This is a genomic window from Arthrobacter globiformis (genome assembly GCF_030818015.1).
Classification (GTDB): Bacteria; Actinomycetota; Actinomycetes; order Actinomycetales; family Micrococcaceae; genus Arthrobacter; species Arthrobacter globiformis_C.
The window spans coordinates 1,770,497-1,795,844 of the sequence record NZ_JAUSZX010000001.1 but is presented as its reverse complement, the minus strand read 5'-3'; the positions used below and the strand labels follow the sequence as shown (position 1 = coordinate 1,795,844).

Genomic DNA, 25,348 nt, shown 5'->3' with positions numbered 1-25,348 from the left:
TGTCCGATTATTTGCCCCGCTGCGCCTCTATATGCGCCTCGCGCGTCCACATCAGGCAGCTCCGCGTGGCCAGTGCCACCACGGTGCCGTCCTGATTGCGGCCGGTGTGCTGCATGGTGACGACGCCCTGCCCCGGCCGTGACCCGGACAGCCGCTTGCCGGTGATGACGGTCTCCGTATAGAGCGTGTCACCGTGGTAGAGCGGGTGCGGGAAGGAGACGTCGGTCAGCCCCAGCTGCGCGATGATGGTGCCCTGTGTCAGCTGGCCGACGGACTGACCCACCACCGTCGACAGCGTGAACATGGAGTTGACCAGCCGCTGGCCGAAGGGCTGGCCCGCGCTCCATGCGGCGTCCAGGTGCAGCCCCTGCGTGTTCATGGTCATGGTGGTGAACAGCACGTTGTCCGTTTCCGTGACGGTCCGGCCCGGCCGGTGCGCGTAGACGACGTCTTCCTCGAGTTCCTCAAAGTAGAGTCCCCGCTGCTCGATGACGCGGACGCTGCCGCTGCTGGAACTGCCTGCGTCCCCGGCTGCGCTCATACGGTAAGTTCCTGGTCTTCCTCGAACAGCTCCGCACCGGTAGCGGCGGCAACATCCTCCGCCGACACGTTCGGGGCGAGTTCGCGCAGGATCAGCCCGTCAGGCGTGACGTCAAGGACGGCAAGGTCGGTGATGATGCGGTCCACGCAGGCCTTGCCCGTCAAAGGCAGCGAGCAACGATCCACGATCTTCGGTTTCCCGCTGCGGTCCACGTGCTCCATCATGACAATCACCTTTTTGGCGCCGAAGACCAGGTCCATGGCGCCGCCCATCCCCTTGACCATCTTTCCGGGGATCATCCAGTTGGCGAGGTCCCCGTTGGCGGCCACCTCCATGGCGCCGAGTACGGCCACGTCCACATGCCCGCCGCGGATCATGCCGAAGGACTGCGCGGAGTCGAAGAACGCCGCGCCCTTGTTGACGGTGACGGTCTCCTTGCCGGCGTTAATCAGGTCCGGATCCACCTCGTCCTCCCCCGGATAGGGGCCGACGCCGAGGATGCCATTCTCGGAGTGCAGGACCACTTCAACGCCGGCCGGGATGTAGTTGGGGATCAGCGTGGGCATGCCGATGCCGAGGTTCACGTACTGGCCGTTGCTGAGTTCCTGCGCCACCCGCGCCGCGAGTTCGTTGCGCGTCCATCCCTTGCCCTCAGGGTGGGACGTGGCGGCACGCCGGTACTCGTGACGGACGGCCTCGGGGCGGGGCGGCGCCCCTTGCGGGCTGTTCGACTCCATGGCTACGCTCCTGCCTCTTCGGTGGTGCCGGTGGTTCCTGCCGTTCCCGTGCTCCCTGACTGGGTTGCCGACGCCGCGGAAAGTGCGACGGTCCGTTTTTCAATGCGCTTCTCGGACTCGGGCACCACGACTACCCGCTGGACGAAGATGCCGGGCAGGTGGACGTGTTCGGGATCCAGCTCGCCCGGCTCCACGAGTTCCTCCACCTCCGCGATGGTGATCCGTCCTGCCATGGCGCAGAGGGGGTTGAAGTTCATGGCCGTGGCGTGGAAGACGAGGTTCCCGTGGCGGTCGCCCTTCCAGGCGTGGACCAGCCCGTAGTCGGGGGTCAGTGATTCCTCCAGGACGTAGTCGACGCCGTCGAAGCTCCGCACTTCCTTTGGCGGTGACGCGACGGCGATGCCTCCGTCGGCGTCGTATTTCTGCGGCAGGCCACCGTCGGACACCTGGGTCCCCACCCCCGCCTTGGTGTAGAAGGCGGGTATGCCGGCGCCGCCGGCGCGCAGCTTCTCGGCCAGGGTGCCCTGTGGGGTCAGGACCACCTCCAGTTCGCCGGCGAGGTACTGCCGGGCGAACTCCTTGTTCTCCCCCACGTACGAACTGACAGTCCGGCGGATCCTGCCGTCCCTGAGGAGGATTCCCAGGCCCCAGTCGTCCACGCCGCAGTTGTTGCTGACGGTCTCCAGGTCCTTGGTGCCCCGGCGGTGAAGGGCATCGATGAGCGCCACCGGGATCCCGCACAGTCCAAAACCACCGACGGCGAGCGACGCGCCGTCGGGTATGTCGGCGACCGCTTCGTCAGCGCTGGCAACAACCTTGTCAATCATCGTTGATCCTTTCGGCGTCTCCACGGACTTTCGACAGACACAGCCACCGGGCCTGCTACAGCCCGAGTTCCCGGGCGATCAGCATCAGCTGGACCTCCGTGGTGCCCTCCCCGACCTCCAGGATCTTGGAGTCGCGGTAGTGGCGCGCCACGGTGAACTCGTTGATGAAGCCATAGCCGCCGAATACCTGGGTGGCATCCCGCGCATTGTCCATGGCCGCCTCGCCTGCGACCATCTTAGCTATGGCCGCCTGGGTCTTGAACGGCTTGCCGGCGAGCATCCGGGCGGCCGCATCGTAGTACGCAAGACGGGCCGTATGGGCGCGTGCCTGCATGCGGGCGATCTTGAACGCGACCGCCTGGTGCTTGCCGATGTTGGTCCCGAAAGCGCTGCGGTCCTTGGCATAGCGGACCGAGAGATCCACGCAGCCCTGCGCAGCGCCGGTGGCCAGGGCCGCGATGGCGATCCTGCCCTCGTCCAGGATGGACAGGAAGTTGGCGTAGCCGCGGCCGCGCTCCCCCAGCAGGTTTGCCTCGGGGACGGTGACGTCATGCAGCGTCAGGGGGTGGGTGTCCGAGGCATTCCAGCCCACCTTGTTGTACGCCTTCTCCGCCTTGAAGCCGGGCGTGTCGGTGGGCACCAGGATGGTGGAGATCTCCTTCTTGATGCTGCCGTCCTTGCGCTCTTGCTGGCCGGTGACGGCGGTGACGGTCACCAGCTTGCTGATGTCCGTTCCCGAGTTGGTGATGAATTCCTTGTTGCCGTTGATGACCCAGTTTTTTGCCTCTGCGCCGCCTTCCAGCCGGGCGGTGGTCTTCGTGCCGCCGGCGTCCGAGCCTGCTTCCGGCTCGGTCAGGCCGAAGCCGGCGAGCGCCTTTCCGGATACGAGCAGCGGGAGCCACTCCTGTTTCTGGGCCTCGGTGCCGAAACGGTAAACGGGCATAGCGCCAAGGGATACCCCTGCCTCCAGCGTGATGGCGACGGACTGGTCCACCCGCCCCAGCTGTTCCAGCGCGAGGGCCAGCGCGAAGTAGTCGCCGCCCATGCCGCCGTACTCCTCGGGGAACGGCAGGCCGAACAGCCCCATGTCCGCCATTTGCGACACCACTTCGTAGGGGAAACTGTGTTCCTCGTCGTGCTTGGCGGAGACGGGGGCCACCACCTCGTCGGCGAATTCGCGGACGGTCTTGCTGAGGTCCTGGTATTCCTCGCTGAGGTCAAAATCGGCCATGGCTAGGCCTCCTTACGTTCGTCTGTTGGATCCTGTGTTGCGGTGCCGGCCGCGTGAATGGTGGCTACGACCTGGTCGGCCTTGACCAGGTCGCCTGTGGCGACGGTGATATGGACGGTGCCGGAGACTTCGGCCACGAGCTGGTGTTCCATCTTCATGGCCTCCACGGACAGCAGCACCTGGCCCGCCGTCACCGGATCGCCGTCGCGTACCGCAACGGAGACGACGGTCCCGGGCATGGGTGACCGGACTTCCGGATCGGCGGCGCCCTCTTCGCGTTCGACGGCGGCCAGCACCCGCTCCAGGCGGGACTCACGGGTGAGGACTTCGAGCCCGCAGGACCAGCCGCCGCTGCCCACGTAGACACGCTCCGCCCGCACTGCCCGGCGACGGCCGCCGTCGGCATGTTCCTCCCGTGACACACCAATCGCGAAGGTGTGCTGCTGGTCCTCCACCTCCAGTGTGATGACGTCGAGCCCGGTGGCCGCCAGCCCGCCAGCATTGAACCCGTCCAGCCCCGGACCGAGGACCCGCACCGCGAGCTCCGGCCCGTCGTCGACGCGGACCATTGCGTGGGCCGCATCGCCCTGCCAGGTGATGGCCACTGTGGCCATGGCACCGCCGGGAAGGCCGAAGCTCATCCGCCACGGTGCGGGAGCGCCGAGGCGCCAGCCCCGGGCGCTCTCCCAGGGCGAGAGGATCGCTGCCCCTCCTCCGCCGGGTTCAACAGCACCGACCTCGCTTAGCCAGAACCGCAGGGCGGCCGCCGTGAGTTCCGCGTCGCCGATGTTCCGGAACTCCAGGTCCGGCATCTTTCGGTCAATGAGCGTGGTGTCGAGGCGGCCGGCGCGGACGTCCTCGTCGTCTATCAGCAGACGCAGGTACTCAACGTTGGTGTCGATGCCAAGGACGGTGTACCGCTCCAGCGCCGCGTCCAGCTTGTCCAGGGCGGCCTTGCGGTCCGTGCCCCAGGCGATGACCTTGGACAGCATGGGGTCGTAGTCGCTGGAGATTTCCAGCCCCGGCAGCAGCGATGAGTCGATGCGCACGCCCTCGCTTTGTGCGTCAGTCCGCTCTCGGGGCGGAAGGACGCCGCCGTGTTCGTCGAGGAGCACCACCTCGCCCGAGGACGGCAGGAAATTCCGGTGCGGGGTTTCGGCGTAGACGCGGGCCTCCGCGGCATGGCCGTTAAGTTCGACGTCGTCCTGTCCGACGGCAAGCACCTCACCGGCGGCGATGCGCACCTGCCACTCGACGAGGTCCATTCCGGTGACCATTTCCGTCACCGGGTGTTCCACCTGGAGCCGGGTGTTCATTTCCATGAAGAAGAACTCGTCCGGGGAGTCGTCCGAAACGAGGAACTCCACCGTGCCGGCGCCGGTGTAGTGGACGCTGCGGGCGGCCTGGCACGCGGCCTCGCCGATCTTCGCACGGACGGCCTCGCCGTCGGACAGGGATTCCAGCAGCGGTGACGGCGCCTCCTCGATGACCTTCTGGTGCCGCCGCTGCAGGGAGCATTCGCGCTCCCCCAGGTGGATCACGTTGCCGTGCGTGTCGGCCAGGACCTGCACCTCGATGTGCCGCGGGGACGTCACCAGGCGTTCCAGGAAGAGGGTGTCGTCTCCAAACGCGCTCGCAGCCACGCGCCGCGCGGTTGCCAGGGCGGCCGGCAGGTCCGGCGGCTGCTCGACAGCATGCATTCCCTTGCCACCGCCGCCCGCCGAGGGCTTGATCAGGAGGGGGAACCCCACGGCCGCGGCGGCGGCGATGAGTTCCTCATCCGTCATGCCGGGCTCGGCGATGCCCGGGACCACCGGAACGCCGTACCCGGCCACATGGTTCTTCGAGCGGATCTTGTCCCCCATGACATCCAGGGCTTCGGCCCTGGGGCCGATGAAGGCGATGCCGGCGGCGTCCAGCGCCCGGGCGAAGTCCGAGTTCTCGCTGAGGAATCCGTAGCCGGGGTGCACCGCCTGGGCGCCGGTGTCCTGGCAGGCCCTGATGATCGCCTCGATGCTGAGGTAGCTCTGGGCCGCCGCAGCGGGCCCGATCCGGACGGCGGCGTCGGCTTCGCGCACGTGGCGGGCACCGGCGTCGGCATCGCTGTAGACCGCGACCGAACGGATGCCCATGGCGCGCAGGGTCCTGATCACCCGGCAGGCAATCTCGCCGCGGTTGGCCACCAGGACGGTGCGGAACATGTTGTCGGCAGTCATCTCGGGCTCACATTCGGAAGAGGCCGAAGGAGGTCTCCGGCAGCGGAACACGGGACACGACGTCGAGAGCCAGGCCCAGCACGGTGCGGGTGTCCGCGGGATCGATCACGCCGTCGTCCCACAGGCGAGCCGTCGAGTAGTAGGGGCTGCCCTGGTCCTCGTACTGCTGCCGGATTGGTGCCTTGAACGCCTCTTCATCCCCGGCGGACCACTCCTGCCCGGCCGCCTCGAACTGGTCGCGCTTGACGGTCGCCAGGACGCTTGAGGCCTGGTTGCCGCCCATGACGGAGATCCGGCTGGCTGGCCACATCCACAGGAAGCGCGGTGAATAGGCCCGGCCGCACATCGAGTAGTTGCCGGCGCCGAAGGACCCGCCGATCACCACGGTCAGCTTGGGCACGCGCGTGGTGGCCACGGCGGTGACCATCTTTGCGCCGTTCTTGGCAATCCCGCCCTGCTCATAGTCCTTGCCCACCATGAAGCCGGAGATGTTCTGCAGGAAGAGCAGCGGAATGCCCCGCTGGTCGCACAGTTCAATGAAGTGGGCGCCCTTGAGTGCCGACTCGCTGAACAGCACGCCGTTGTTGGCCACGATGCCGACCGGGTGTCCGTGGAGCCTGGCGAATCCCGTCACGAGGGTGGCGCCGTAGTTCTTCTTGAACTCGTGGAAGCGGCTGCCGTCCACCAGCCGGGCGATCACCTCGCGGACGTCGTACTGCGCGTTGACGTCCGTGGGGACCGCGCCGTAGAGCTGGCCTGGCTCGGCAGCAGGTTCGACGGCGGTGTCCACGTCCCAGACGGGCGCGGCGGGCCGCGGCAGCGTGGCGACGATGTCGCGGACAATCTGCAGGGCGTGTTCGTCGTTTTCGGCGAGATGGTCCGTAACGCCGGAGATCCGGGAGTGCACATCGCCGCCCCCGAGCTCTTCAGCGCTGACGATCTCTCCGATGGCCGCCTTCACTAGGGGCGGCCCGCCCAGGAAGATGGTGCCCTGGTTGCGGACAATGACCGTTTCATCGCTCATCGCGGGAACGTAGGCGCCGCCGGCGGTGCAGGAGCCCATGACGGAAGCGATCTGGGGAATCCCGGCGGCGGACATTCGGGCCTGGTTGTAGAAGATCCGGCCGAAGTGGTCCCGGTCCGGAAAGACCTCGTCCTGCTTGGGGAGGAAGGCACCGCCCGAATCCACGAGGTAGATGCACGGAAGCCGGTTCTCAAGCGCGACCTCCTGGGCCCGGAGGTGCTTCTTCACCGTCATGGGATAGTAGGTGCCACCCTTGACGGTGGCGTCGTTGGAAATCACCAGCACGTGGCGGCCGTGCACCATGCCGACGCCCGCGATGATGCCGGCGCCAGGCGAATCGTCATTGTACATGCCGTTCGCGGCCAGAGGGGCGATTTCGAGGAAGGGGCTGCCGTCGTCGAGAAGGCGGTCGATCCGCTCCCGGGGAAGCAGCTTGCCGCGTGCCATGTGCCGCTCGCGGGATTTCTCCGGCCCGCCCACGGCCGCCGTCGCGAGCCGTTTCCGCAGCTCATCGGCGAGCGCGCGCTGCGCAAGGCTGTTGGCCTCGAATGCGCTGCCGGTGGTATCCAGCCGGCTGGCGAGTGTCTCCATTGACCGTTTCCATTCCCGGGCACTTCCGGCGGCAGTCCTGCCGCATTTTCGGTTAGTGCCTCGTAACTGAGTTTAGGTTAGTCTCTAGTAACTGTGATGTCCAACACAGGATGTTGGTAGAGTTCTTGGGTTCCGAGGAGGAAATGTGCCCACCACAGATCACGGAGAGCTCACCGCTCCCGGCCAGGCCGCAGCCGGCCATGAGGCATCCGGCCCCACGCAGCGCAGCCAGGCGAAGGAGTCCCGCCGGCAGGCGCTCCTGTCCGCTGCGGCCACGCTCTTCGCCGTCAACGGGTTCAACCGGGTCTCCCTTGAGGACCTTGGCGCCGCAGCCGGCGTGAGCGGACCCGCCGTGTACCGCCATTTCCCTGGAAAGCAGGCCGTGCTGGGTGCGCTGCTGCTCACCGTCAGCCAGGACCTGCTCGACGGCGGCCGCCGCGTGGTTGCCGACGCCGCCGATCCCTCCGCCGCCTTGGCACGGCTGGTGCAGTTCCACGTGGACTTTGCCCTCAGCAACCCCGACGTGATCCGGGTGCAGGACAGGGATTTCAGCAACCTGACCGGCGAGGACCAGGCCCAGGTTCGTGCCCTTCAGCGCAGCTACGTGGAAGTGTGGGTGGACGTGCTGGCTGGCATCCACGGCACAACGGACACGGCAGACCTCCGCATGCGCGCCCACGCGACGTTCGGCCTGATCAACTCCACGCCGCACTCCGTCCGCAACCACGGCCGGCGGATGGCCATCAAGTCCGCGCGGCCGCTCCTGGAGAACATGGCCCTGGCGGCCCTGCTGGTGACGGCCAGCCCCCTCGCCGGCTGACCCTGATTGGTGGTTTGGTGCAAGGCTGCCTGCCTCCCGAGCCCGAGCGGCAGGCAGCCGGTGCAACCTGCTAGGCCATCGCGAAGGCCATGGCGGGATCCGCGAGGAGGGCGCCGACGTCGGCCAGGAACCTGGATCCCTGCTCGCCGTCCACCAGTCGGTGGTCGAAGGAGAGGCTCAGGGTCATGACCTGCCTCAGCGCGACCTGGTCCTGGTACTCCCACGGGGTCTTGCGCACGGCGCCCATGGCAAGGATGGCGGCCTCCCCGGGGTTGAGGATGGGTGTGCCGGCGTCGATCCCGAAGACACCGATGTTGGTGATGGAGATGGTGCCGCCGGAGAGGTCTTCCGGGCTGCTCTTGCCGGCCCGGGCGGTGTCCGTCAGTTCTGCGAGCGCCGTGGACAAGTCGACGAGCGTCAGGCGCTCGGCATCCTTGATGTTGGGAACGGTGAGGCCTCGCGGGGTTGCGGCCGCGATGCCGAGGTTCACGTAGTTGAACTGCACGATCTCCTGGTTGGCCTCGTCCCACTTGGCGTTCAGGCCGGGATTGCGCCGCAGGGCGATCAGGACGGCCTTGGCCACGAGAGTCAGCGGTGTGAGCTTGTGGCCGGCAAAGGGCTTGCTTTCCTTGAGCCTGGCCAGCAGTTCCATGGCCGGAGTGACATCGACCGTCAGGAACTCCGTCACATGCGGCGCCGTGAAGGCGCTGCTTACCATGGCAGCCGCCGTGAATTTGCGGACACCCTTGATAGGCGTACGGACCTCACGGTCGCCCTGGGCCGTCGCGGAACGTGGTGCCGTTTCCTGTGCTGCCAGCTCCTGGGCGGCCGCGGGAAGGTCCCCGCCGCCCACGAAATTGCGCACATCGTCACGGGTAATGAGCCCGCTGGGGCCGGTCCCCGCCACCTTCTCCAGATCCACGCCGAGGTCCCTGGCAAGCTTCCGGACAGGCGGCGTGGAACGGGGCCGCTCGGCGGGGTTGGTGCCGGCAGGCTTGGTTTCGACAGGCTCAACCACCGGGGCGGCGGTTTCGGCAGGCTTGGTTTCGACAGGCTTGGTTTCGACAGGCTCAACCGGCGGGGCGGGCTCGACCAGCGTGCGCTGCCGGCGGACGGGAGGGCCAGTGCTTTCGATGACGGCGCCGTACCCGACGAGGTTGGGTTCCCTCTTGGGGAGCGGCGCCTCAGCTGGAGCGGCAGCGCCGGCCTGGTTACCGGCGTCGTCCTTTACCTCGAACGAGACAATCGGTTTGCCCACCTCCACCACGGTTCCCGGCTGTTCATGCAGGGCCGTGATCACGCCCGCGAACGGTGAGGGCAACTCCACCACTGCTTTGGCGGTCTCCACCTCTGCGATGACCTGGTTCAAGCTGACGGTGTCCCCGACCCCCACCTTCCAGCTGACGATTTCGGATTCGGTCAGTCCTTCGCCGAGATCGGGCAGCCGGAATTCCTTGATCATGGTGGCGGTCATCCTTCCAGCCCGCTCAGCGAATTCGGCCGGCCCAGCGCGCGGTCCACGCCGTCGAGGATCCGGTCAAGATTCGGCAGGTGGTGCATCTCCACCTTCGAATAGGGGTACGGCACGTCAAAGCCGGTGATGCGGACCGGTGCCGCCTCCAGGTGGTAGAAGCAGCGCTCGGTGATGCTGGCCGCAACCTCCGCGCCGAGCCCGCCCGACTGCCCGGCCTCGTGGGTGATCACCAGCCTGCCCGTCTTGCGGACCGAGGCTTCAACGGTGGCGAAGTCCACGGGAGCCAGCGACCGCAGGTCAATGACCTCAACCGACACGCCTTCGTCCGCGGCCGCAGTGGCTGCATCGCGGGCCGTCTTCACCAGCGGCCCATAGGCCACGAGCGTGACGTCGCGGCCGTCCGCCACCACCCGCGCCTGGCCCATCGGCGGGGCGGCATTGGGATCGAGCGACTCGTCCACCTCACCTTTGTCGTGGTACCTGCGCTTCGGCTCAAAGAAGATCACGGGGTCATCACAGGAAATGGCCTGCTGGATCATCGTGTGCGCATCCTGAGGGCTGGCCGGGGTTATCACACGAAGACCTGCCGTATGGGTGAAGTAGGCCTCCGGCGACTCGGAGTGGTGCTCCGGAGATCCGATGCCGCCGCCATACGGGATGCGGATGGTGATGGGCATCTTCACGGCGCCGCGGGTACGGTAGTGCATCTTCGCCAGCTGCGAGACGACCTGGTCGAAGGCGGAATAGACAAAACCGTCGAACTGGATTTCCACCACCGGCCGGTAACCGCGGTAGGCCAACCCCACCGCCGTCCCGACAATCCCGGATTCGGCGAGGGGTGTATCAATGACGCGGTGCTTGCCGAAGTCCTTCTGCAGCCCGTCAGTCACGCGGAAAACACCGCCCAGGGTGCCGATGTCCTCGCCCATGAGGACCACTTTGGGATCGTTGTCGAGGGATTTGCGAAGGCCGGAGTTTATTGCCCGCGCAAAGGTCAGCTGCGTCATCAGCGTGCACCTTCTTCAGTAGTGGCCCCTGCGGGATCGCCGAAGCTGGCCAGGTAACGGGAGTAGTGGTCCTGCTGGCGGTCCAGCCAGGAGTTGGGAGTGCTGTACACATGCTTAAAGACGTCCAGGGGTTCGGGATCCGGCATGCCGACGCAGCCGGAACGCAGCTCGCTGGCGACTGAGTCCGCTTTGTTCCGCACGGAAGATTCGAACTCTTCGGTGAACAGGCCCTTCCGGTCCAGCAGCGCACGGACGCGGCCGATCGGATCCTTTGCCGCCCAGTCCTCGAGTTCGTTGGCGTCACGGTACCGGGTGGGGTCATCCGCCGTAGTGTGCGGGCCCATCCTGTAGGTGACGGCCTCGATGAAGGTGGGGCCGCCGCCCCGGCGGGCCCGGTCAAGTGCCACGCGCGTGGCGGCCATGACCGCCAGCACATCGTTGCCGTCAACGCGCATGCTGGGCATGCCGAAGCCGGTCCCTCGTTCCGCGAGGTGGGTGTGGGACTGGAGGCGCACGGGTTCGGAAATGGCCCAGTGGTTGTTTTGGCAGAAAAACACCAGCGGCACCTGGTAACTGGCCGCGAAGACCATGGCCTCGTTGACGTCGCCCTTGCTTGTGGCACCGTCGCCGAAGTACACAATTGCCGCGGAATCGGCACCGTCATTCTGGATTCCCATGGCGTACCCGGTGGCATGCAGCGTCTGCGCGCCGATGACGATCTGCGGAATCGCCATGTTGACCGCGTACGGGTCCCAGCCGCCGGAGGCAGCACCGCGCCAGACACGCAGGATGTCCGCCAGGTCCACCCCGCGGCAGTAGGCCACGCCGTTCTCGCGGTAGCTGGGAAAAATAAAATCGTCATCCCGTAGTGCCCGCACGGATCCCACCTGCGAGGCCTCCTGGCCCAGCAGAGGCGGCCAAAGGCCAAGTTCGCCCTGGCGCTGCAGTGCAGTTGCCTCTTTGTCGATCCGCCGGATCACCACCAGGTCCTCGTAGAGCGAGCACAGCTGCTCGTCTGATACGTCCCTGACCCAGGGGTCATACTCCGGATGGCTGACGCGCTCCCCCGCGGGGGTGATCAGCTGAACCATGCTGTGGCCTGCGCCACCCTGGTGCCCTGTCTTGTTGTCCCGGCCGGCGGCTGTTCCGCCCTGGCCCGCATCGTCTGTCACCACTGTTGCCGCAACCTTCTGACGTCGTGTAACCATCCCGCGGCAGGACTCGTGATCCCGCCGCATTCCGGCCTCCCGGGCGCCTTTGCCCCGGTTAATTGTGACCATACTCACAATGTTCAGGTGGTACAACCACCGCGGCAAAAACTGAGCACAATGCCCTGTCTGACGGCCTCGGACCGTGCTAGCCTTGCGCATTATGCAAGCTTTGGATGGCACAGACACCCGGCTGCTCTCCGCCCTGGCACAGGACCCGCGCCGCACTGTGGTGGCCCTGGCCCAGAAGCTCGGCCTCTCCCGCAACACCGTCCAGGCGCGGATGGCCCAGCTCGAGAAGAAGCACGCCTTCCTGTCGTTCGAGCGGCGCATCAATCCGGTGTCCCTTGGCTATCCGCTGATGGCTTTCATCTCTGTGCATGTCCAGCAGCAAAAGCTCGGTTCCCTTGCCGAGGAGCTGGCGGCCGTGCCGGAGATCCTCGAGGGCTACGGCCTTACGGGCTCGGCGGACCTGCTGCTGCGCGTGGTGGCACTGGACGCCGAAGACCTCTTCCGGATCAACGGGAAGATCCTGGCCTGCGACGGTGTCGAGAGGACCGATACCGCCCTGGCCATGGGTGAACTGATACCTTTCCGGATCCAGCCATTGCTTGAGCGCAACTCTGCGGAAGACTGACCGCAACAGACGGCCGTAACCACGGGAAGCATCGCTGTTCCGGGCCGCTGGCGCTATAGGCTATTCCACAAAAGTGACCGGGCGCCGGCTGTGCCCCGTTAGTTGGAGCGCCGCTGGTGCGGTGCCGGAAAGGCCCACCCTTGAGCAATCCCCCGCTCCCCCCGCAGCAGCCCGGTTCCTACCAGCCAGGCCAGCAGCCCGGTTTCGAGCAGCCGGGCCAGCAGCCCGGTTCCGGGCAGCTTCGCCGGCGGCCGCTTCCACCTTCCCCGTTCGGCTTGCCCGGCATGCCTCCGGCCAGGAGCCGCAAGGGCCTCTGGCTCGTCCTGGGGATCGTGGCAGGCGTGCTCTTGCTGGTGGTAGTCGGGGTGCTGCTTCTGGTGAACCTCGTGGGCGGGGCCACCCGGCAGGCCGGTGACCTCGCGGACAGCTTCACCAAGCTGGTTATCGCCGGAGACACGGACAAGGCCTACAACGACTACATGGACCCGAGCCTCAAGGAGCAGCTGACGCGCGATGAATTCGCTTCCGGCGTTAAGAGCCTCCAGCTGGATCCGTCGTGCACCACGGCCTACGACGACCTCAAAGTCAGCACGCAGAACGGCAGCAACATTGCGGACGTCGCCGGGCTCATCAAGTGCGAGGGCAAGGACATCGAACTCGTGTACCGTTTCGCCGGCAAGGACGAGTTGAAGCTGGTCACCATCCGGCTCCGGCCAAAGACCTGACCCTTCTCTGACCGCCCACCCATCCAAGAGCCGACCTGACCCGAATTGCTTCCGAGAGTCCCGACCGGGGCTCCGCACATCCGGCCGGGGCATCTGCCCGGGCCGGCAACCGGAAGGAATTTGGGCCATGCGCAACTCACCTAACCGTCTTATCGCCACGGTCTTTGGAGCCGTCTACCTGCTGGTGGGCCTCGTCGGATTCGCCGTGACCTCGGGAGTCGGCTTCTTCTCCACCGAAGGCAGCAACCTGATCATCTTCGAGGTCAACCCGCTGCACAACGTGATCCACCTGGCCATCGGCGCGGCCCTGCTCTACGCGGGGGTCAAGGGCATCCAGCTGGCGCGCACCGTCAACACGGCAGTGGGTGCGGTATACCTCCTGGTCGGTATCCTCGGCCTGTTCCTGCTCAGCTCGCCGCTCAACATCATTGCCCTCAACGGCGCGGATAACGTTCTCCACCTGGCGAGCGCCGTCCTGCTGCTCGGCGTCGGCCTGTCCCTGGACAAGGTCCCCGCCACGGCCCGTGCCTAGATGGCGATGACCGGCCAGGCCATCGCGGCAACCCCGGCGACGCAGGAAACGTTCCGCTCCGATGCCGTGCGGCTCTTCGCCGGCTTTGCCGGCCTAGGCGCCGCAGCGGTGAACCTCGCCGTCGCCTCCAGCCTGTTTGCCGCCGCCGGCCCTGCCCTCCCAGTGAGGGCGGCCGGCGCCACGGCGGCCCTGCTCTGGGGAGCGGCCCTGCTGGGGTGGACGGTTGCCGGACTGAGCAGAAGCCGCTTCCCGCTGCTGCGGACCTCCACCCTCCTGCTGCCTGCGGTTGCCGCCGTGCATGTGGCGGCCATCGTTCTGGGCGCCGGGAGCGGCGTGGCGGGTCTGGGCATCAGCCACCTCGCCGCCCTGCTGCTGACCCTCATGATCCTCGCGGCCACATCGTGGCTCCGCCGCAGGTCCCCCAATCTTCCTGGCGGATCGGGCCGGAACACATCGGGCCGACTTGGCGCGGGAACGCTGCTCGCCGCCGCCTTCGCCGGAGCGCTGCTGGTTGCGGCCATCACGACGCCCGGACTCGCCGCGTCGACGGCGGGCCAGTTCGCTGTGCCACACGGTGAACATACTGGGGGCCACCACTCGCCTTGAGTCACAGGCTTACCCCCGACGGCGGCAAGTTCGACGGCGACAAACACAGCTGGAGCCCCCGCGCGGTGCGCGGGGGCTCCAGCCTGTGTGGGTACGGCTAGTGCTCCACGGCCTTCTCGGCGCCAACCCCGGTCAGCGACCGGACTTCCATCTCGGCCTGCTTGCTGCGATCCTCCTGTCTCTTGTCCAGGACTGTGCCGAGCCAGCCCAGCAGGAAGGCCAGCGGGATGGACACGATGCCCGGGTTGCTCAGCGGGAAGACGGCGAAGTTGGCGCCCTTGATCATGGAGGTCGCACCGCCCGACACCACCGGTGAGAGCGCGATCAGGATGATGGCCGACCCGAGCCCGCCGTACATGCTCCAGATGGCACCCTGTGTGGTGAATCGGCGCCAGAACAGGGAGTAGATGATGGTGGGCAGGTTGGCGGAGGCCGCCACGGCGAACGCCAGGGCCACCAGGAACGCCACGTTCTGGCCGTTGGCGAAGATCCCGCCCAGGATGGCGAGGACGCCAATCACAATCACAGTGCGGCGGGCCACCTTAACTTCGGTGTCGGCGTCGGCCTTTCCCTTCGCGATGACGTTGGCATAGATGTCATGGGCGAACGAGGCGGCGGCGGTGATCGTGAGGCCGGCAACCACGGCGAGGATCGTGGCGAAAGCCACGGCCGAGATGAAGCCCAGCAGCAACGGGCCGCCCAGGTGGAAGGCCAGCAGCGGCGCTGCGGAGTTGACGCCGCCCGGGGCGCCCTTGATGGTGTCCGCCCCCACCAGGGCGGCGGCGCCGTAGCCGAGGACCAGCGTGAAGATGTAGAACAGTCCGATCAGCCAGATGGACCACACGACCGACTTGCGGGCTTCCTTGGCGGTGGGCACCGTATAGAAGCGCATCAGCACGTGCGGCAGGGCGGCCGTACCCAGCACCAGGGCCAGGGCCAGGGACATGAAGTCCAGCTTGGACGTTTCGGTCTTGCCGTACTGCAGGCCGGGGTTGAGCACGGCAGGGTTGTTCGCGGCCTCGACCGCGCCGCCCAGCAGGCTGGAGAGGTTGAACCCGTAGATGGCCAGGACCCAGAGGGTCATGACGGCGGCACCGGCGATGAGCAGGCAGGCCTTGATGATCTGCACCCAGGTGGTGCCCTTCATGCCGCCGATCAGGACATACATGATCATCAGGGCGCCGACGACGATGATCACCAGGGCCTGTCCGCCCCAGTCGCTGATGCCCAGCAGCAGCGAGATCAGGCTTCCGGCGCCGGCCATCTGGGCCAGGAGGTAGAAGAAACAGACCGCCAGGGTGGAGATGGCGGCCGCGATGCGGACCGGACGCTGCCGAAGGCGGAACGACAGGACGTCGGCCATGGTGTACTTGCCCGTGTTCCGGAGCAGTTCCGCCACCAGCAGGAGCGCCACCAGCCAGGCGACCAGGAAGCCAATGGAGTACATGAAGCCGTCGTAGCCGTTGATGGCGATGGCGCCGGTGATGCCCAGGAAGGAGGCCGCCGACAGGTAGTCGCCGGCGATGGCGGTGCCGTTCTGCGAGCCGGTGAAGGAACGCCCGGCGGCATAGTAATCGGCGGCCGTCTTGTTGTTCCGGCTGGCCCTAAGAACGATGACCATGGTGACGGCGACGAACAGGGCGAAAATGCCCATGTTCAGCAGCGTGGTGTCCTTGAGTGCGGCAACGTCAACCGCTGCGGGAATGGTGATCATTTTGCTCCTCCGCCCTGTGCGCTGCTGCGGGACTTGTCATACCCGTGGCCTTCAATGCCGTGCCGGATGTCTGCGGCGATCGGGTCCAGGCGCCGGTTCGAATAGCTGACGTACCAGCCGGTGATGGCGAAGGTGGTCACGAACTGCAGCAGCCCCATGATAATGCCCACGTTGATGTTGCCCCACACCTTGGTGGACATGAAGTCCACGGCGTAGGCGGCAAGGATGACGTACGCGAAGTACCAGAGCAGAAACGCGATGGCCATGGGGAACACAAAGCTGCGGTGGCGCTTGCGCAGTTCCTGGAACTGCTGCGTGACCTGGACTTCCTCGAAGTCCGCGGACGCCGCCGCGGCCGGGGTTCGGGCATCGTTACCCATCATTCCTCCTCGTTGAGACTGACTCACACACGGCCGCACTTCTCCAGCCAATGTGACTGCCATCACTCTGCATCTGGCGCGGATGATTTTCCAGTGCTTGCACGCTGTCGGTCGGCCAACGGCGTCGCTACTGCGCCAAACGGCACGCGCTACGCTGGCAGCATGCCGGACTCCCCTCTCTATTCCGCAGCCGCCGTGGCCGTCATCGCGCTCGCGGTGGCCGTCGTCGTCGCCGTCGGACTCAAGGTGCTGCGCTCCTTCCGCGAGCTGGGCACCGATGCCGAGCGGGCCACCTACAACACCCTCCACGCCGCGTCGAAAGCCGGACGGCACCTGCGGACGGGTTTGAACCCCGCGGGCGCCGCCAAGGCAAGCCGCCAGCTGCGGGCCCTGCTTGGCTGTGACGCGCTGGCCATTCTGGATGTATCCGGCGTACTGGCCTGGGACGGGACCGCCGAGGAGCTCCGTCCGGGTCTGATGGCGCTCGCCGCGGACGTGCTCTCCAGCGGCAGGACCCAGGTTTTCAACGCCGCCGACCTGCAGCTCCACTCCCCCAAGTCCGGATCAGTCGCGGCCGCCGTCGTGGCTCCCGTCCGGGCCGGCTCGCGCGTGGTGGGAGCGGTTGCCGCATTCGCCCCGCAGGCGGGGTCAGGGCTGGTACGCGCCACCACCGAAGTGGCCGACTGGGTGGCCGCACAGGTGGAGCTGGCCGAGCTGGACGCCTCCCGGACGCTCCTGATGGAGGCTGAGGTGCGGGCCCTCCGCGCCCAGATCAGCCCGCACTTCATCTACAACTCGCTGAACGCCATCGCCTCCTTCATCAACACCGATCCGGCCCGGGCGCGGGAACTGGTGGTGGAGTTCGCGGACTTCACCCGGTACTCGTTCCGGCGGCACGGGGACTTCACCACGTTGGCCGAGGAGCTGCGCTGCATCGACAGGTACCTGCTGCTGGAGCGGGCCCGGTTCGGCGAGCGGGTGCAGGTCAGCCTGCGGATCGCGCCGGAGGTGCTGAGCACGGTGATCCCCTTCCTGAGCCTGCAGCCGCTCGTGGAGAATGCGGTCCGGCACGGTCTGGAGGCAAAGGAGGGTCCCGGCCACATCACCATTTCCGCCAACGATTCGGGGGCGTTCGCCGAGGTCACCATCGAGGACGACGGCGTGGGGATGGATCCGGTGCAGCTGCAGTCCATGCTGGCCGGCCACGTGGACGGTGAGCACGTGGGCCTGCGGAACGTCGATGCCCGGCTCCGGCAGGTATACGGCGACGAGCACGGACTGGTGATCGAGACGGCTCCGGGCGAGGGCACGCTCATCACGATGCGGGTGCCCAAGTCCCAGCCGGACCACGACGCGTGAAATTGCCGGCGCCGGAGGTTCCTAAGCCCGAAGCTGCGGGCCCGAAAGATAACCTTGGACCATGATTAACGTTCTCGTCGCCGACGACGAGCTGCCCGCGATCGAGGAGCTTGCCTTCCTCCTGGGCAGTGACGAGAGGATCGGCACCATCCTCCGCGCCTCCTCCGGTGCCGAGGCCCTTCGGGTCCTTGAAGCCGAGGCGGTGGACGCCGTCTTCCTCGACATCCACATGCCGGCGGTATCCGGCCTGGACATCGCACGGGCCATATCCCGCAGCAGCCGGCCGCCCGCCGTCGTCTTTGTGACAGCGGATGAGGACTGCGCCCTGGAGGCGTTCGAGCTTGCGGCCGTGGACTACCTGCTGAAGCCCGTTCGGGCCGAGCGGCTGGCCCGCTCCGTGGGCCGGATCAGTGAACTGATCCGCGACGGCGGTTCCGCTCCGGAGATGATCACCGTCGACCAGGGCGGCACCACCAGGATGATCCGGCGCGACGACGTCACATACGTCCAGGCGCAGGGTGACTACGCCCGGCTCCACACCGCCGATGCCAGCTACCTGATCCGGGTTCCCCTTGCCGACCTGGAGCAGCAGTGGGCGGACGCGGGCTTCATCCGCACCCACCGCTCCTACCTGGTGGCCCTCGCCCACGTCTCCCACCTCAAGCTCGCCGCCGGCCGCCCCAGCGTGTCTGTCGAGGACGCTGAATTGCCGATCAGCCGCCGGCACCTGCCGGCCGTCCGCGAGAAGCTTGAGGCAACCAGGATCCGGCCGCAGGCATGACGCGAGTGAGGGTCACGGCGCCCCGTTCGGTGTCCCGCGGTTCGGCCGACTCCTCGGCCGAACCGCGGGAGTCCGCTGAGGAGTCGGCCGTCGGCCAGGTGTTCGTCCGCTCGCTGATCCGATCACAGCTCCGGCTTGCCCTTGTGGTGGCCGGCGGATTCCTGCTGATCCTCGGCGCCTTTCCGCTGCTGCTTGCCGCCATACCGGGCCTGGCACAGACCCGGATTGCCGGGATCCCGTTGGACTGGCTCCTGCTGGGCGCCGGGATCTACCCTGTGACCGGAATCAGCGCCTGGCTGTACATCCGCAGCGCGGCCCGGAACGAAGCCCGTTACCGCGATCTCGCCGGGGATAGATGATGCACCGGAAAGTGATGCACCGGCAAATAATGTTCCGGCAAGTGATGCTCCGATGAACCCGGCAGTGGGCATCGCGGCGGTAGCGGCCGTTTCCGTGGCGACGGCGGTGATCGGCTTCTACGGGCTACGGATCTCCCGCACCACCGGCGACTTCTATGTCGCCTCCCGAACCGTGCCGCCGTGGTGGAACGCGTCGGCAATCGGCGGGGAGTATCTGTCCGCCGCCAGCTTTCTGGGCGTTGCTGGCCTGATCCTGCTGTCCGGCACGGATGCCCTTTGGTATCCCGTGGGCTACACCGCCGGGTATCTGATGCTTCTGTTGTTCGTGGCCGCGCCACTGCGGCGTTCCGGGGCCTACACAATCCCCGATTTCACCGAGGCCAGGCTCGATTCGCGGGCCGTGCGCCGTGTCACCAGCCTGGCTGTGGTCATTGTGGGCTGGCTCTACATCGTCCCGCAGCTGCACGGCGCTGCCCTGACGATCCGGACCACTACCGGCCTGCCGGCCTGGGCCGGCTCAACGGCCGTCGTAGTGGTGGTGTGCCTCACCGTGGTGGCCGGCGGCATGCGTTCGATCACTTTCGTCCAGGCCTTCCAGTACTGGCTGAAGCTCACGGCCCTGGCCGTGCCCCTCATTTTCATCCTGCTGGTGCTGGCAGACAACGGCTCCCCGGCGCCGGCGGCAGCGGCCACGAATCCGGGCGGAGCGGATCCGGCCAGCCCCTACCAGAGCATCTCACTCCTCGTTGCCCTGCTGTTCGGAACGCTGGGACTACCCCACGTTTTGGTCCGTTTCTACACCAACCCCGACGGGCACTCGGCGCGGCGGACCACGCTGATCGTCCTGGGCCTGTTGTCCGTGTTCTACCTCTTTCCCACGGCGTACGGCCTGGCCGGCAGGCTGTTCGCCCCGGATCTGGCCAGGGCGGGGCAGGCGGATGCGCTGGTGCTGCTGCTTCCGGGCCGTCTCGTTGGGGGCCCGGCCGGCGAATTGTTGTCTGCCCTCGTCGTGGCAGGGGCCTTCGCCGCGTTCCTGTCCACGACGTCCGGGCTCGTCGTCTCGCTGGCCGGCGTAATCAGCCAGGACGTCCTGGGCGGCAGTGTGCGCGGCTTCAGGGTGGCGGCACTGGTCTCGATCACCGTTCCGCTGGGCCTGGCGCTCATGACGGACTCGCTGGCACTCGCCGGTAGCGTGGGCCTGGTCTTCGCCTTCACGGCGTCAACCATCTGCCCGGTCCTGCTGCTCGGCATCTGGTGGCGGGGCCTGACCGACGCCGGCGCCATCGCCGGCATGGTGACCGGGGGCCTCCTGTGTGGCGGCGCCATGGTGGCGGGGACGGTGCTCGGTGTGGCGGGAACGCCGCCGTGGCTGGCGCAGCCCGCGGCCTGGACGGTGCCGGCTGCCTTCACCGTGATGGTCCTGACATCGCTTGCCACCAGTTCCCGGGTGCCGCGGACCATCACCAGGGTGATGACCAGGCTGCACACGCCCGAGCGGCCGCTGGCCACGGAACGCTGAGCGGCTGGGCCAACGCTGAGCGGCCAGGCCGTCAGTCGATGGCGGCCATCAGCTCGACCACCCGGTCAAGGAAGGCGTCCACCTGCGTTTCCTCGTAGCCGTCCGTGCCGACGGCGGGCCGGAAGACGGCCCGGCGCACGTTGTCAACGCTGAGGGGCTTGTCCTGCTCCAGGTAGCCGATCAGGTCCCGGCACAGGGTGTCCACGTCTTTAGTGTTGTAGCTGCGTGCTTTTTTCTTGACCGGGCGGCGGAACCTCTCGCCGTCGGGCCGGTGAAGGCGGCCGCGGAGTGTCCCGGAAAGCTGTCCGATCTGCCGGAGCCAGGCGTCCTCGCCCCGTTCGGCGATGAGATCGTCCCGCTCCCGGCGGGCGAAGGCGTCTTCAAGCCGGTCCAGCGCGGCGTCCACGGCGGTGGCCGAGTACCCACCCTTCACGGGGTCGAAGGAGACGGACCGGACGTCAGCGCTTTTGATGGGGTGGGCGGAAGCCTCGGGCGTCTCCAGTGATACGCGGGCCTGCTGGAGGAACTGGTCCACCTGCTTGGCGTTGTAGCCGTAGTCGGTCCGCGCCACGCGTTCGAACGACGCGGGAATCTGACGCTTGCTGTCCACTCTCACCATGTTTCCTTCGATACTTCTTCGGCGGGTCGTAACCGCATTATTCTAGGGCGTGCGGAGGGCAGGGTGCCGGAGGCCCCTGCCGGGAAAACTCAGGCCCCTGCCCGAAAACTCAGGCCGGGGAAATACTCAGGCCCCGGAGAACAGGACGAACAGCATGAAGGCCACCGGCGAGGCGAACACGATCGAGTCCAGCCGGTCCATCACCCCGCCGTGTCCTGGCAGGATGCTGCTCATGTCCTTGACGCCGAGTTCGCGTTTGACCATCGATTCGGCGAGGTCGCCGGCAGTGGCGGCAGCGACCATGCCGATCGCCAGCACAACCCCCACCCACCAGGGCTTATTCAGCAGGAAGATGCTGGCCAGGATTCCGACGAGCATGGCGCCCGCGATGGATCCGGCAAAACCCTCCCAGGACTTCTTCGGGCTGATCTTCGGCGCCATGGGGTGCTTGCCCAACCGGGCGCCCACGAGGTAACCGAACGTGTCGTTGGCAACCACCAGGAGCAGCAGGATGACAATCTGCCACGCGCCCTCCGGCACAGTTCCGCCAGGCCACGGTCCCACCGGGGAAGCGCCGCCTTCGACGTGCAGCGGCAGCGCGGCGAAGCTGATCAGGAAGGGCACCCAGGCGAGCGTGAACACCCCGGCGAAGATGCTGCGGGCCGAGCCCGTTGCGCTTTCCACCGACCGCCAGAGCAGCACCGCCACGCTGCTGGCGAGCATCGCGAACAGCAGGCTTTCCAGGCCGCCGAAGTAGGCCGAGAACGGCATGGCCACCGTGCCCACCATGACCGGCACGATGGGCAAGCGGGTGCCGTTCGTTTCGAGGGCGCGGAAGACCTCCCACACCCCGAAGGCGGCGAAGGTGGTAACCACGGCAACGAAGCCGAGCGGCAGGAAGATCAGCCCGCCGAGCACTGCAAAGAGCATGGCCAGGCCCACGGCGATTGCGGCCGGCAGGTTGCGCCCCGCCCCGGGGGTGGGGTTGGGCCTTGGCTGGCGGGTCCGGGTTCGGGCCCGCGCACCGGGGGCCTGTTGTGCCTGGCCCATCAGACCTCGAGCAGCTCAGCTTCCTTGCGCTTGAGGAGCTCGTCGATACCGTCGACGTGCTGCTTGGTGATCACGTCGAGTTCCTTTTCACCGCGGGCGCCCTCGTCCTCGCCGGCTTCGCCATCCTTGACGAGCCGGTCCAGGGTTTCCTTGGCCTTGCGCCGGATGTTGCGGATGGACACCTTGGCGTCCTCGCCCTTGGACTTGACGATCTTGACGTATTCCTTGCGGCGTTCCTTCGTCAGCTCCGGGATGGTGATGCGGATGACGTTGCCGTCGTTTGACGGGTTGGCCCCGACCTCGGAATCGCTCAGCGCACGCTCGATGTCGCGCAGCGCGGTCTTGTCGTAGGGCGTGATGAGGATGGTGCGGGCGTCGGGAACCGCGAAGGACGCCAGCTGCTGCAGCGGGGTGGGGGTTCCGTAGTACTCCACCATGACCTTGTTGTACAGGCCGGGGGTGGCACGGCCGGTGCGGATCGAGGCGAAGTCTTCCTTGGCTACCTCAACAGCCTTGTCCATCTTGTCCCCGGCTTCGAGCAAGGTTTCTTCGATCACGATCTCTCCTCAGAAATTGGTTCCCGGCCAACCGGGCATTTCATAATCCTGGTCCCACCCAATGGGCGGAACCGTCCTAGAAATATCCTAGCTGTAACTAGGGTGTGACCAGCGTTCCCAGCTTTTCGCCGCGGATGGCGCGCGTGACGTTGCCTTCGCCTTCCATGCCGAACACCACCATGGAGAGCTTGTTGTCCTTGCACATGGTCATTGCGGTCTGGTCCATGACGCGGATGTCGCGGCGGAGGGCGTCGTCGTAGCTGAGGTTTTCTAGCTTCTCCGCCGTCGGGTCCTTCTTCGGGTCGGCGGTGTACACACCGTCCACGCCGCTCTTGGCCATCAGCACGACGTCGGCGTGCACCTCGAGTGCGCGCTGGGCAGCCACGGTGTCCGTGGAGAAGTACGGCAGGCCAGCGCCGGCACCGAAGATGACCACGCGGTTCTTTTCCATATGGCGGATGGCCCGGCGCGGAATGTAGGCCTCGGCCACCTGTCCCATGGTGATGGCGCTCTGGACCCGGGTCTCAACACCCGCCTGCTCCAGGAAGTCCTGCAGCGCGAGGCAGTTCATGACGGTTCCCAGCATGCCCATGTAGTCGGCACGCGACCGGTCCATGCCGCTCTGGGACAGTTCGGCACCCCGGAAGAAGTTACCACCGCCAACCACGATGGCCACCTCGACGTCGGGAACGGCTGCGGCGATCTGCTTGGCTACTGCGCGGACGGTGTCCGGGTCGACGCCCAGCTTGCCGCCGCCGAAGACTTCACCGGACAGCTTCAGGAGAACCCGGCGCCTGCTCTTCTCTGACTGGACGGGAGTATTGACGGCTTCCATGGTGCCTTCCGGTTGGTGAACTCTGAGCTAGGTTATCGCGCATCCGGCCAGCGCTCACATTCTTATGTGGCCGGTGCATGCAAAAGGGGCGGCCACCGAAGTGGCCACCCCCTTGCGTGTCAGACTAGGAGCCGACGCGGAAACGCGTGAAGGCGGTTCCCTTGACGCCGGCCTCTTCGAGGACCTGCGCCACAGACTTCTTGGCGTCCTTGGCGAAAGCCTGGTCAACCAGGACCTCACCCTTGTAGAAGCCGGTAACGCGGCCTTCGACGATCTTGGTCATCGCAGCTTCGGGCTTGCCCTCGGCCTTTGCGGTTTCCTCGGCGATGCGGCGCTCGGATTCGACCAGGTCCGCCGGAACGTCCTCGCGGGAGAGGTAGTTCGGGGCCATTGCCGCAATGTGCACGGCGACGTCGTGGGCTGCGGTTGCAGCTGCTTCGCCTTCGCCGTCAACAGCGAACAGGACGCCGACCTGGGCCGGGAGGTCCTTGGAGGTCTTGTGCAGGTAGGCGTCAACCGTGGCACCCTCGATGCGGGCGATGCGGCGGACAACAACCTTTTCGCCGAGGATAGCGCCCTCTTCGACGACAACCTCGGACAGCGGCTTGCCGTCAACATCGGTGGCGAGCAGGGTCTCGAGGTCGGCAGCGCCAGACTCGACGGCGATGGCCAGGACCTTGTCAGCCAGCTGGATGAACTTGTCAGCCTTGGCGACGAAGTCGGTCTCGCAGTTGACCTCGATCATTACGCCGACGCCGCCCTCGACCTTGGCAGCAACCAGGCCTTCAGCGGTGGAGCGGCCTTCGCGCTTGGTGGCGCCCTTCAGGCCCTTGATGCGGATGATCTCGATCGCCTTCTCGGCGTCGCCGTTGGCTTCGTCGAGAGCCTTCTTGACATCCATCATGCCGGCGCCGGTGCGCTCGCGCAGAGCCTTGATGTCAGCGGCAGTGTAGTTCGCCATGTGAACCCCTCTGTCTAGAAAATTTTTGTGTGTACGGACCGACAGGACGGCAGCTCACTGGGTGAGCGGCCATCCTGTCAGTTGCCCGGACGCTGCGGACAGCGCCCGGAAATCCCGATGAAGTTGTTACTTCGCGGAGTCGGTGCCCTCGGCGTCCGCCGGGGCTTCCTCAGCGGCGGGAGCAGCCTCGGCAGCCGGAGCTTCCTCGGCCTTGCTGCCTTCGAGGAGCTCGCGCTCCCATTCAGCCAGCGGCTCTTCCGGAGTCTCGGTGGTGCCGGTTGCGCGCTGGTTGCGGGCGATCAAACCCTCGGCAACGGCGTCAGCAACAACGCGGGTCAGGAGGTTCACGGAGCGGATGGCGTCGTCGTTGCCCGGGATCGGGAAGTCGACCTCGTCCGGATCGCAGTTGGTGTCCAGGATAGCCACAACCGGGATGTTGAGCTTCTTGGCCTCGTCAACAGCCAGGTGCTCCTTCTTGGTGTCAACTACCCAGAGCACGGACGGTGCCTTGGTCAGGTTGCGGATACCACCGAGGTTGGACTCGAGCTTGGTGAGCTCGCGGCGCAGGAGCAGCAGTTCCTTCTTGGTGTAAGCGGAGCCGGCGACGTCGTCGAAGTCGATCTCTTCGAGTTCCTTCATGCGCTGGATACGCTTGGCAACGGTCTGGAAGTTGGTGAGCATGCCGCCGAGCCAACGCTGGTTGACGTACGGCTGGCCAACGCGGGTGGCCTGCTCGGCGATGGCTTCCTGAGCCTGCTTCTTGGTGCCGACGAAGAGAACGGTGCCGCCGTGGGCAACGGTGGCCTTGACGAACTCGAAGGCGCGGTCGATGTAGGACAGCGACTGCTGGAGGTCAATGATGTAGATGCCGTTGCGCTCGGTGAAGATGAAGCGCTTCATCTTCGGGTTCCAACGGCGGGTCTGGTGTCCAAAGTGGACGCCGCTGTCAAGCAGCTGGCGCATGGTTACGACGGGCATGCCGACGCTCCTTCCGGCAGGTCATTCATGAGAGCGGCCGCGGCCGCTCTTACCCTGCCA

Annotated in this window: 26 protein-coding genes; 9 read left to right on the top strand and 17 right to left on the bottom strand. The window is 66.6% G+C overall.

Features of this window, described 5'->3' with window-relative positions:
• Positions 1-7: 7 nt before the first annotated feature.
• Genes QFZ23_RS08230 through QFZ23_RS08205 form a run of 6 tightly spaced genes read right to left on the bottom strand, consistent with a single transcriptional unit; the run spans position 8 to position 7,167 of the window.
• A complete protein-coding gene (locus QFZ23_RS08230; protein ID WP_306922008.1) occupies positions 8-541 on the bottom strand; it encodes a MaoC family dehydratase in 534 nt (177 codons plus the stop codon).
• A complete protein-coding gene (locus QFZ23_RS08225; protein ID WP_306922007.1) occupies positions 538-1,278 on the bottom strand; it encodes a CoA transferase subunit B in 741 nt (246 codons plus the stop codon). Before QFZ23_RS08225 ends, QFZ23_RS08230 begins: the two co-directional genes overlap by 4 nt.
• Positions 1,279-1,280: 2 nt before the next feature.
• Positions 1,281-2,105, bottom strand: coding sequence for a CoA transferase subunit A (locus tag QFZ23_RS08220; protein WP_306922005.1), 825 nt, complete (start codon positions 2,103-2,105; stop codon positions 1,281-1,283).
• A 55-nt stretch (positions 2,106-2,160) separates the two neighbouring features.
• On the bottom strand, positions 2,161-3,336 hold the full coding sequence (locus QFZ23_RS08215; protein WP_306922003.1) for an acyl-CoA dehydrogenase family protein: 1,176 nt from the start codon (positions 3,334-3,336) through the stop codon (positions 2,161-2,163).
• A 2-nt stretch (positions 3,337-3,338) separates the two neighbouring features.
• Positions 3,339-5,552: an acetyl/propionyl/methylcrotonyl-CoA carboxylase subunit alpha gene (locus tag QFZ23_RS08210; RefSeq protein ID WP_306922001.1), complete on the bottom strand. Its 2,214-nt coding sequence runs from the start codon at positions 5,550-5,552 to the stop codon at positions 3,339-3,341.
• A 7-nt stretch (positions 5,553-5,559) separates the two neighbouring features.
• A complete protein-coding gene (locus tag QFZ23_RS08205) occupies positions 5,560-7,167 on the bottom strand; it encodes a carboxyl transferase domain-containing protein (protein WP_306921999.1) in 1,608 nt (535 codons plus the stop codon).
• 145 nt (positions 7,168-7,312) lie between these two features.
• Here QFZ23_RS08205 and QFZ23_RS08200 point away from each other — a divergent pair, with 145 nt between their 5' ends.
• Positions 7,313-7,987 (top strand): SACE_7040 family transcriptional regulator, encoded by a 675-nt coding sequence (locus tag QFZ23_RS08200; protein WP_306921996.1) that lies wholly within the window; start codon positions 7,313-7,315, stop codon positions 7,985-7,987.
• Positions 7,988-8,057: 70 nt separating this feature from the next.
• Here QFZ23_RS08200 and QFZ23_RS08195 read toward each other — a convergent pair whose 3' ends face one another.
• The 3 genes from QFZ23_RS08195 to pdhA are packed head-to-tail and all read right to left on the bottom strand — an operon-like array spanning position 8,058 to position 11,643.
• Positions 8,058-9,461: a dihydrolipoamide acetyltransferase family protein gene (locus QFZ23_RS08195; RefSeq protein WP_306921994.1), complete on the bottom strand. Its 1,404-nt coding sequence runs from the start codon at positions 9,459-9,461 to the stop codon at positions 8,058-8,060.
• The gene (locus tag QFZ23_RS08190) at positions 9,458-10,468 is read right to left on the bottom strand and encodes an alpha-ketoacid dehydrogenase subunit beta (protein ID WP_306921992.1); all 1,011 of its coding nucleotides are present in this window, start codon (positions 10,466-10,468) and stop codon (positions 9,458-9,460) included. Before QFZ23_RS08190 ends, QFZ23_RS08195 begins: the two co-directional genes overlap by 4 nt.
• Entirely contained in the window at positions 10,468-11,643 is a 1,176-nt protein-coding gene (pdhA, locus tag QFZ23_RS08185; protein WP_373427924.1) for a pyruvate dehydrogenase (acetyl-transferring) E1 component subunit alpha, read from the bottom strand. Before pdhA ends, QFZ23_RS08190 begins: the two co-directional genes overlap by 1 nt.
• Positions 11,644-11,839: 196 nt before the next feature.
• On the opposite strand from pdhA, the gene QFZ23_RS08180 reads away from it, so the two are divergent.
• From QFZ23_RS08180 to QFZ23_RS08165, 4 genes are all read left to right on the top strand, one after another.
• Positions 11,840-12,313, top strand: coding sequence for an Lrp/AsnC family transcriptional regulator (locus QFZ23_RS08180; protein ID WP_306921989.1), 474 nt, complete (start codon positions 11,840-11,842; stop codon positions 12,311-12,313).
• A gap of 140 nt (positions 12,314-12,453) precedes the next feature.
• Complete coding sequence (locus tag QFZ23_RS08175; RefSeq protein ID WP_306921987.1) at positions 12,454-13,038, top strand: hypothetical protein; 585 nt, start codon at positions 12,454-12,456, stop codon at positions 13,036-13,038.
• Positions 13,039-13,165: 127 nt separating this feature from the next.
• Positions 13,166-13,570, top strand: coding sequence for a DUF4383 domain-containing protein (locus tag QFZ23_RS08170; RefSeq protein ID WP_306921985.1), 405 nt, complete (start codon positions 13,166-13,168; stop codon positions 13,568-13,570).
• A complete protein-coding gene (locus QFZ23_RS08165) occupies positions 13,571-14,176 on the top strand; it encodes a hypothetical protein (RefSeq protein ID WP_306921983.1) in 606 nt (201 codons plus the stop codon).
• A 97-nt stretch (positions 14,177-14,273) separates the two neighbouring features.
• On the opposite strand, the gene QFZ23_RS08160 is transcribed toward QFZ23_RS08165, so the two are convergent.
• Positions 14,274-15,890: a solute symporter family protein gene (locus QFZ23_RS08160; protein ID WP_306921981.1), complete on the bottom strand. Its 1,617-nt coding sequence runs from the start codon at positions 15,888-15,890 to the stop codon at positions 14,274-14,276.
• A complete protein-coding gene (locus QFZ23_RS08155; RefSeq protein WP_306926747.1) occupies positions 15,887-16,270 on the bottom strand; it encodes a DUF485 domain-containing protein in 384 nt (127 codons plus the stop codon). The genes QFZ23_RS08160 and QFZ23_RS08155 overlap by 4 nt, the downstream gene beginning before the upstream one ends.
• Before the next feature lie 162 nt (positions 16,271-16,432).
• Here QFZ23_RS08155 and QFZ23_RS08150 point away from each other — a divergent pair, with 162 nt between their 5' ends.
• The 4 genes from QFZ23_RS08150 to QFZ23_RS08135 all read left to right on the top strand — a co-directional run bounded on the left by QFZ23_RS08150 (position 16,433) and on the right by QFZ23_RS08135 (position 20,288).
• The gene (locus QFZ23_RS08150; RefSeq protein ID WP_306921979.1) at positions 16,433-17,629 is read left to right on the top strand and encodes a sensor histidine kinase; all 1,197 of its coding nucleotides are present in this window, start codon (positions 16,433-16,435) and stop codon (positions 17,627-17,629) included.
• Positions 17,630-17,690: 61 nt separating this feature from the next.
• A complete protein-coding gene (locus QFZ23_RS08145; protein ID WP_306921977.1) occupies positions 17,691-18,410 on the top strand; it encodes a LytR/AlgR family response regulator transcription factor in 720 nt (239 codons plus the stop codon).
• A complete protein-coding gene (locus QFZ23_RS08140) occupies positions 18,407-18,769 on the top strand; it encodes a hypothetical protein (RefSeq protein WP_306921975.1) in 363 nt (120 codons plus the stop codon). Before QFZ23_RS08145 ends, QFZ23_RS08140 begins: the two co-directional genes overlap by 4 nt.
• Positions 18,770-18,821: 52 nt before the next feature.
• Positions 18,822-20,288: a sodium/solute symporter gene (locus QFZ23_RS08135; RefSeq protein ID WP_306921973.1), complete on the top strand. Its 1,467-nt coding sequence runs from the start codon at positions 18,822-18,824 to the stop codon at positions 20,286-20,288.
• Positions 20,289-20,319: 31 nt separating this feature from the next.
• Here QFZ23_RS08135 and QFZ23_RS08130 read toward each other — a convergent pair whose 3' ends face one another.
• The 6 genes from QFZ23_RS08130 to rpsB form a co-directional block, all read right to left on the bottom strand.
• Positions 20,320-20,907, bottom strand: a complete 588-nt coding sequence (locus tag QFZ23_RS08130; RefSeq protein ID WP_373427860.1) for a DivIVA domain-containing protein — start codon at positions 20,905-20,907, stop codon at positions 20,320-20,322.
• Between the two features lie 126 nt (positions 20,908-21,033).
• Positions 21,034-21,957 carry a phosphatidate cytidylyltransferase gene (locus QFZ23_RS08125; protein ID WP_306921971.1) on the bottom strand — a complete coding sequence of 308 codons (924 nt, stop codon included), beginning with the start codon at positions 21,955-21,957 and terminating at the stop codon, positions 21,034-21,036.
• Positions 21,957-22,514 (bottom strand): ribosome recycling factor, encoded by a 558-nt coding sequence (gene frr / locus QFZ23_RS08120; RefSeq protein ID WP_003805927.1) that lies wholly within the window; start codon positions 22,512-22,514, stop codon positions 21,957-21,959. The genes QFZ23_RS08125 and frr overlap by 1 nt, the downstream gene beginning before the upstream one ends.
• Before the next feature lie 97 nt (positions 22,515-22,611).
• Positions 22,612-23,349: a UMP kinase gene (gene pyrH, locus QFZ23_RS08115; RefSeq protein WP_236807821.1), complete on the bottom strand. Its 738-nt coding sequence runs from the start codon at positions 23,347-23,349 to the stop codon at positions 22,612-22,614.
• A gap of 124 nt (positions 23,350-23,473) precedes the next feature.
• Positions 23,474-24,310 (bottom strand): translation elongation factor Ts, encoded by an 837-nt coding sequence (gene tsf / locus QFZ23_RS08110; protein ID WP_306921968.1) that lies wholly within the window; start codon positions 24,308-24,310, stop codon positions 23,474-23,476.
• 126 nt (positions 24,311-24,436) lie between these two features.
• The gene (gene rpsB, locus QFZ23_RS08105; protein WP_306921966.1) at positions 24,437-25,288 is read right to left on the bottom strand and encodes a 30S ribosomal protein S2; all 852 of its coding nucleotides are present in this window, start codon (positions 25,286-25,288) and stop codon (positions 24,437-24,439) included.
• Positions 25,289-25,348: the final 60 nt, after the last annotated feature.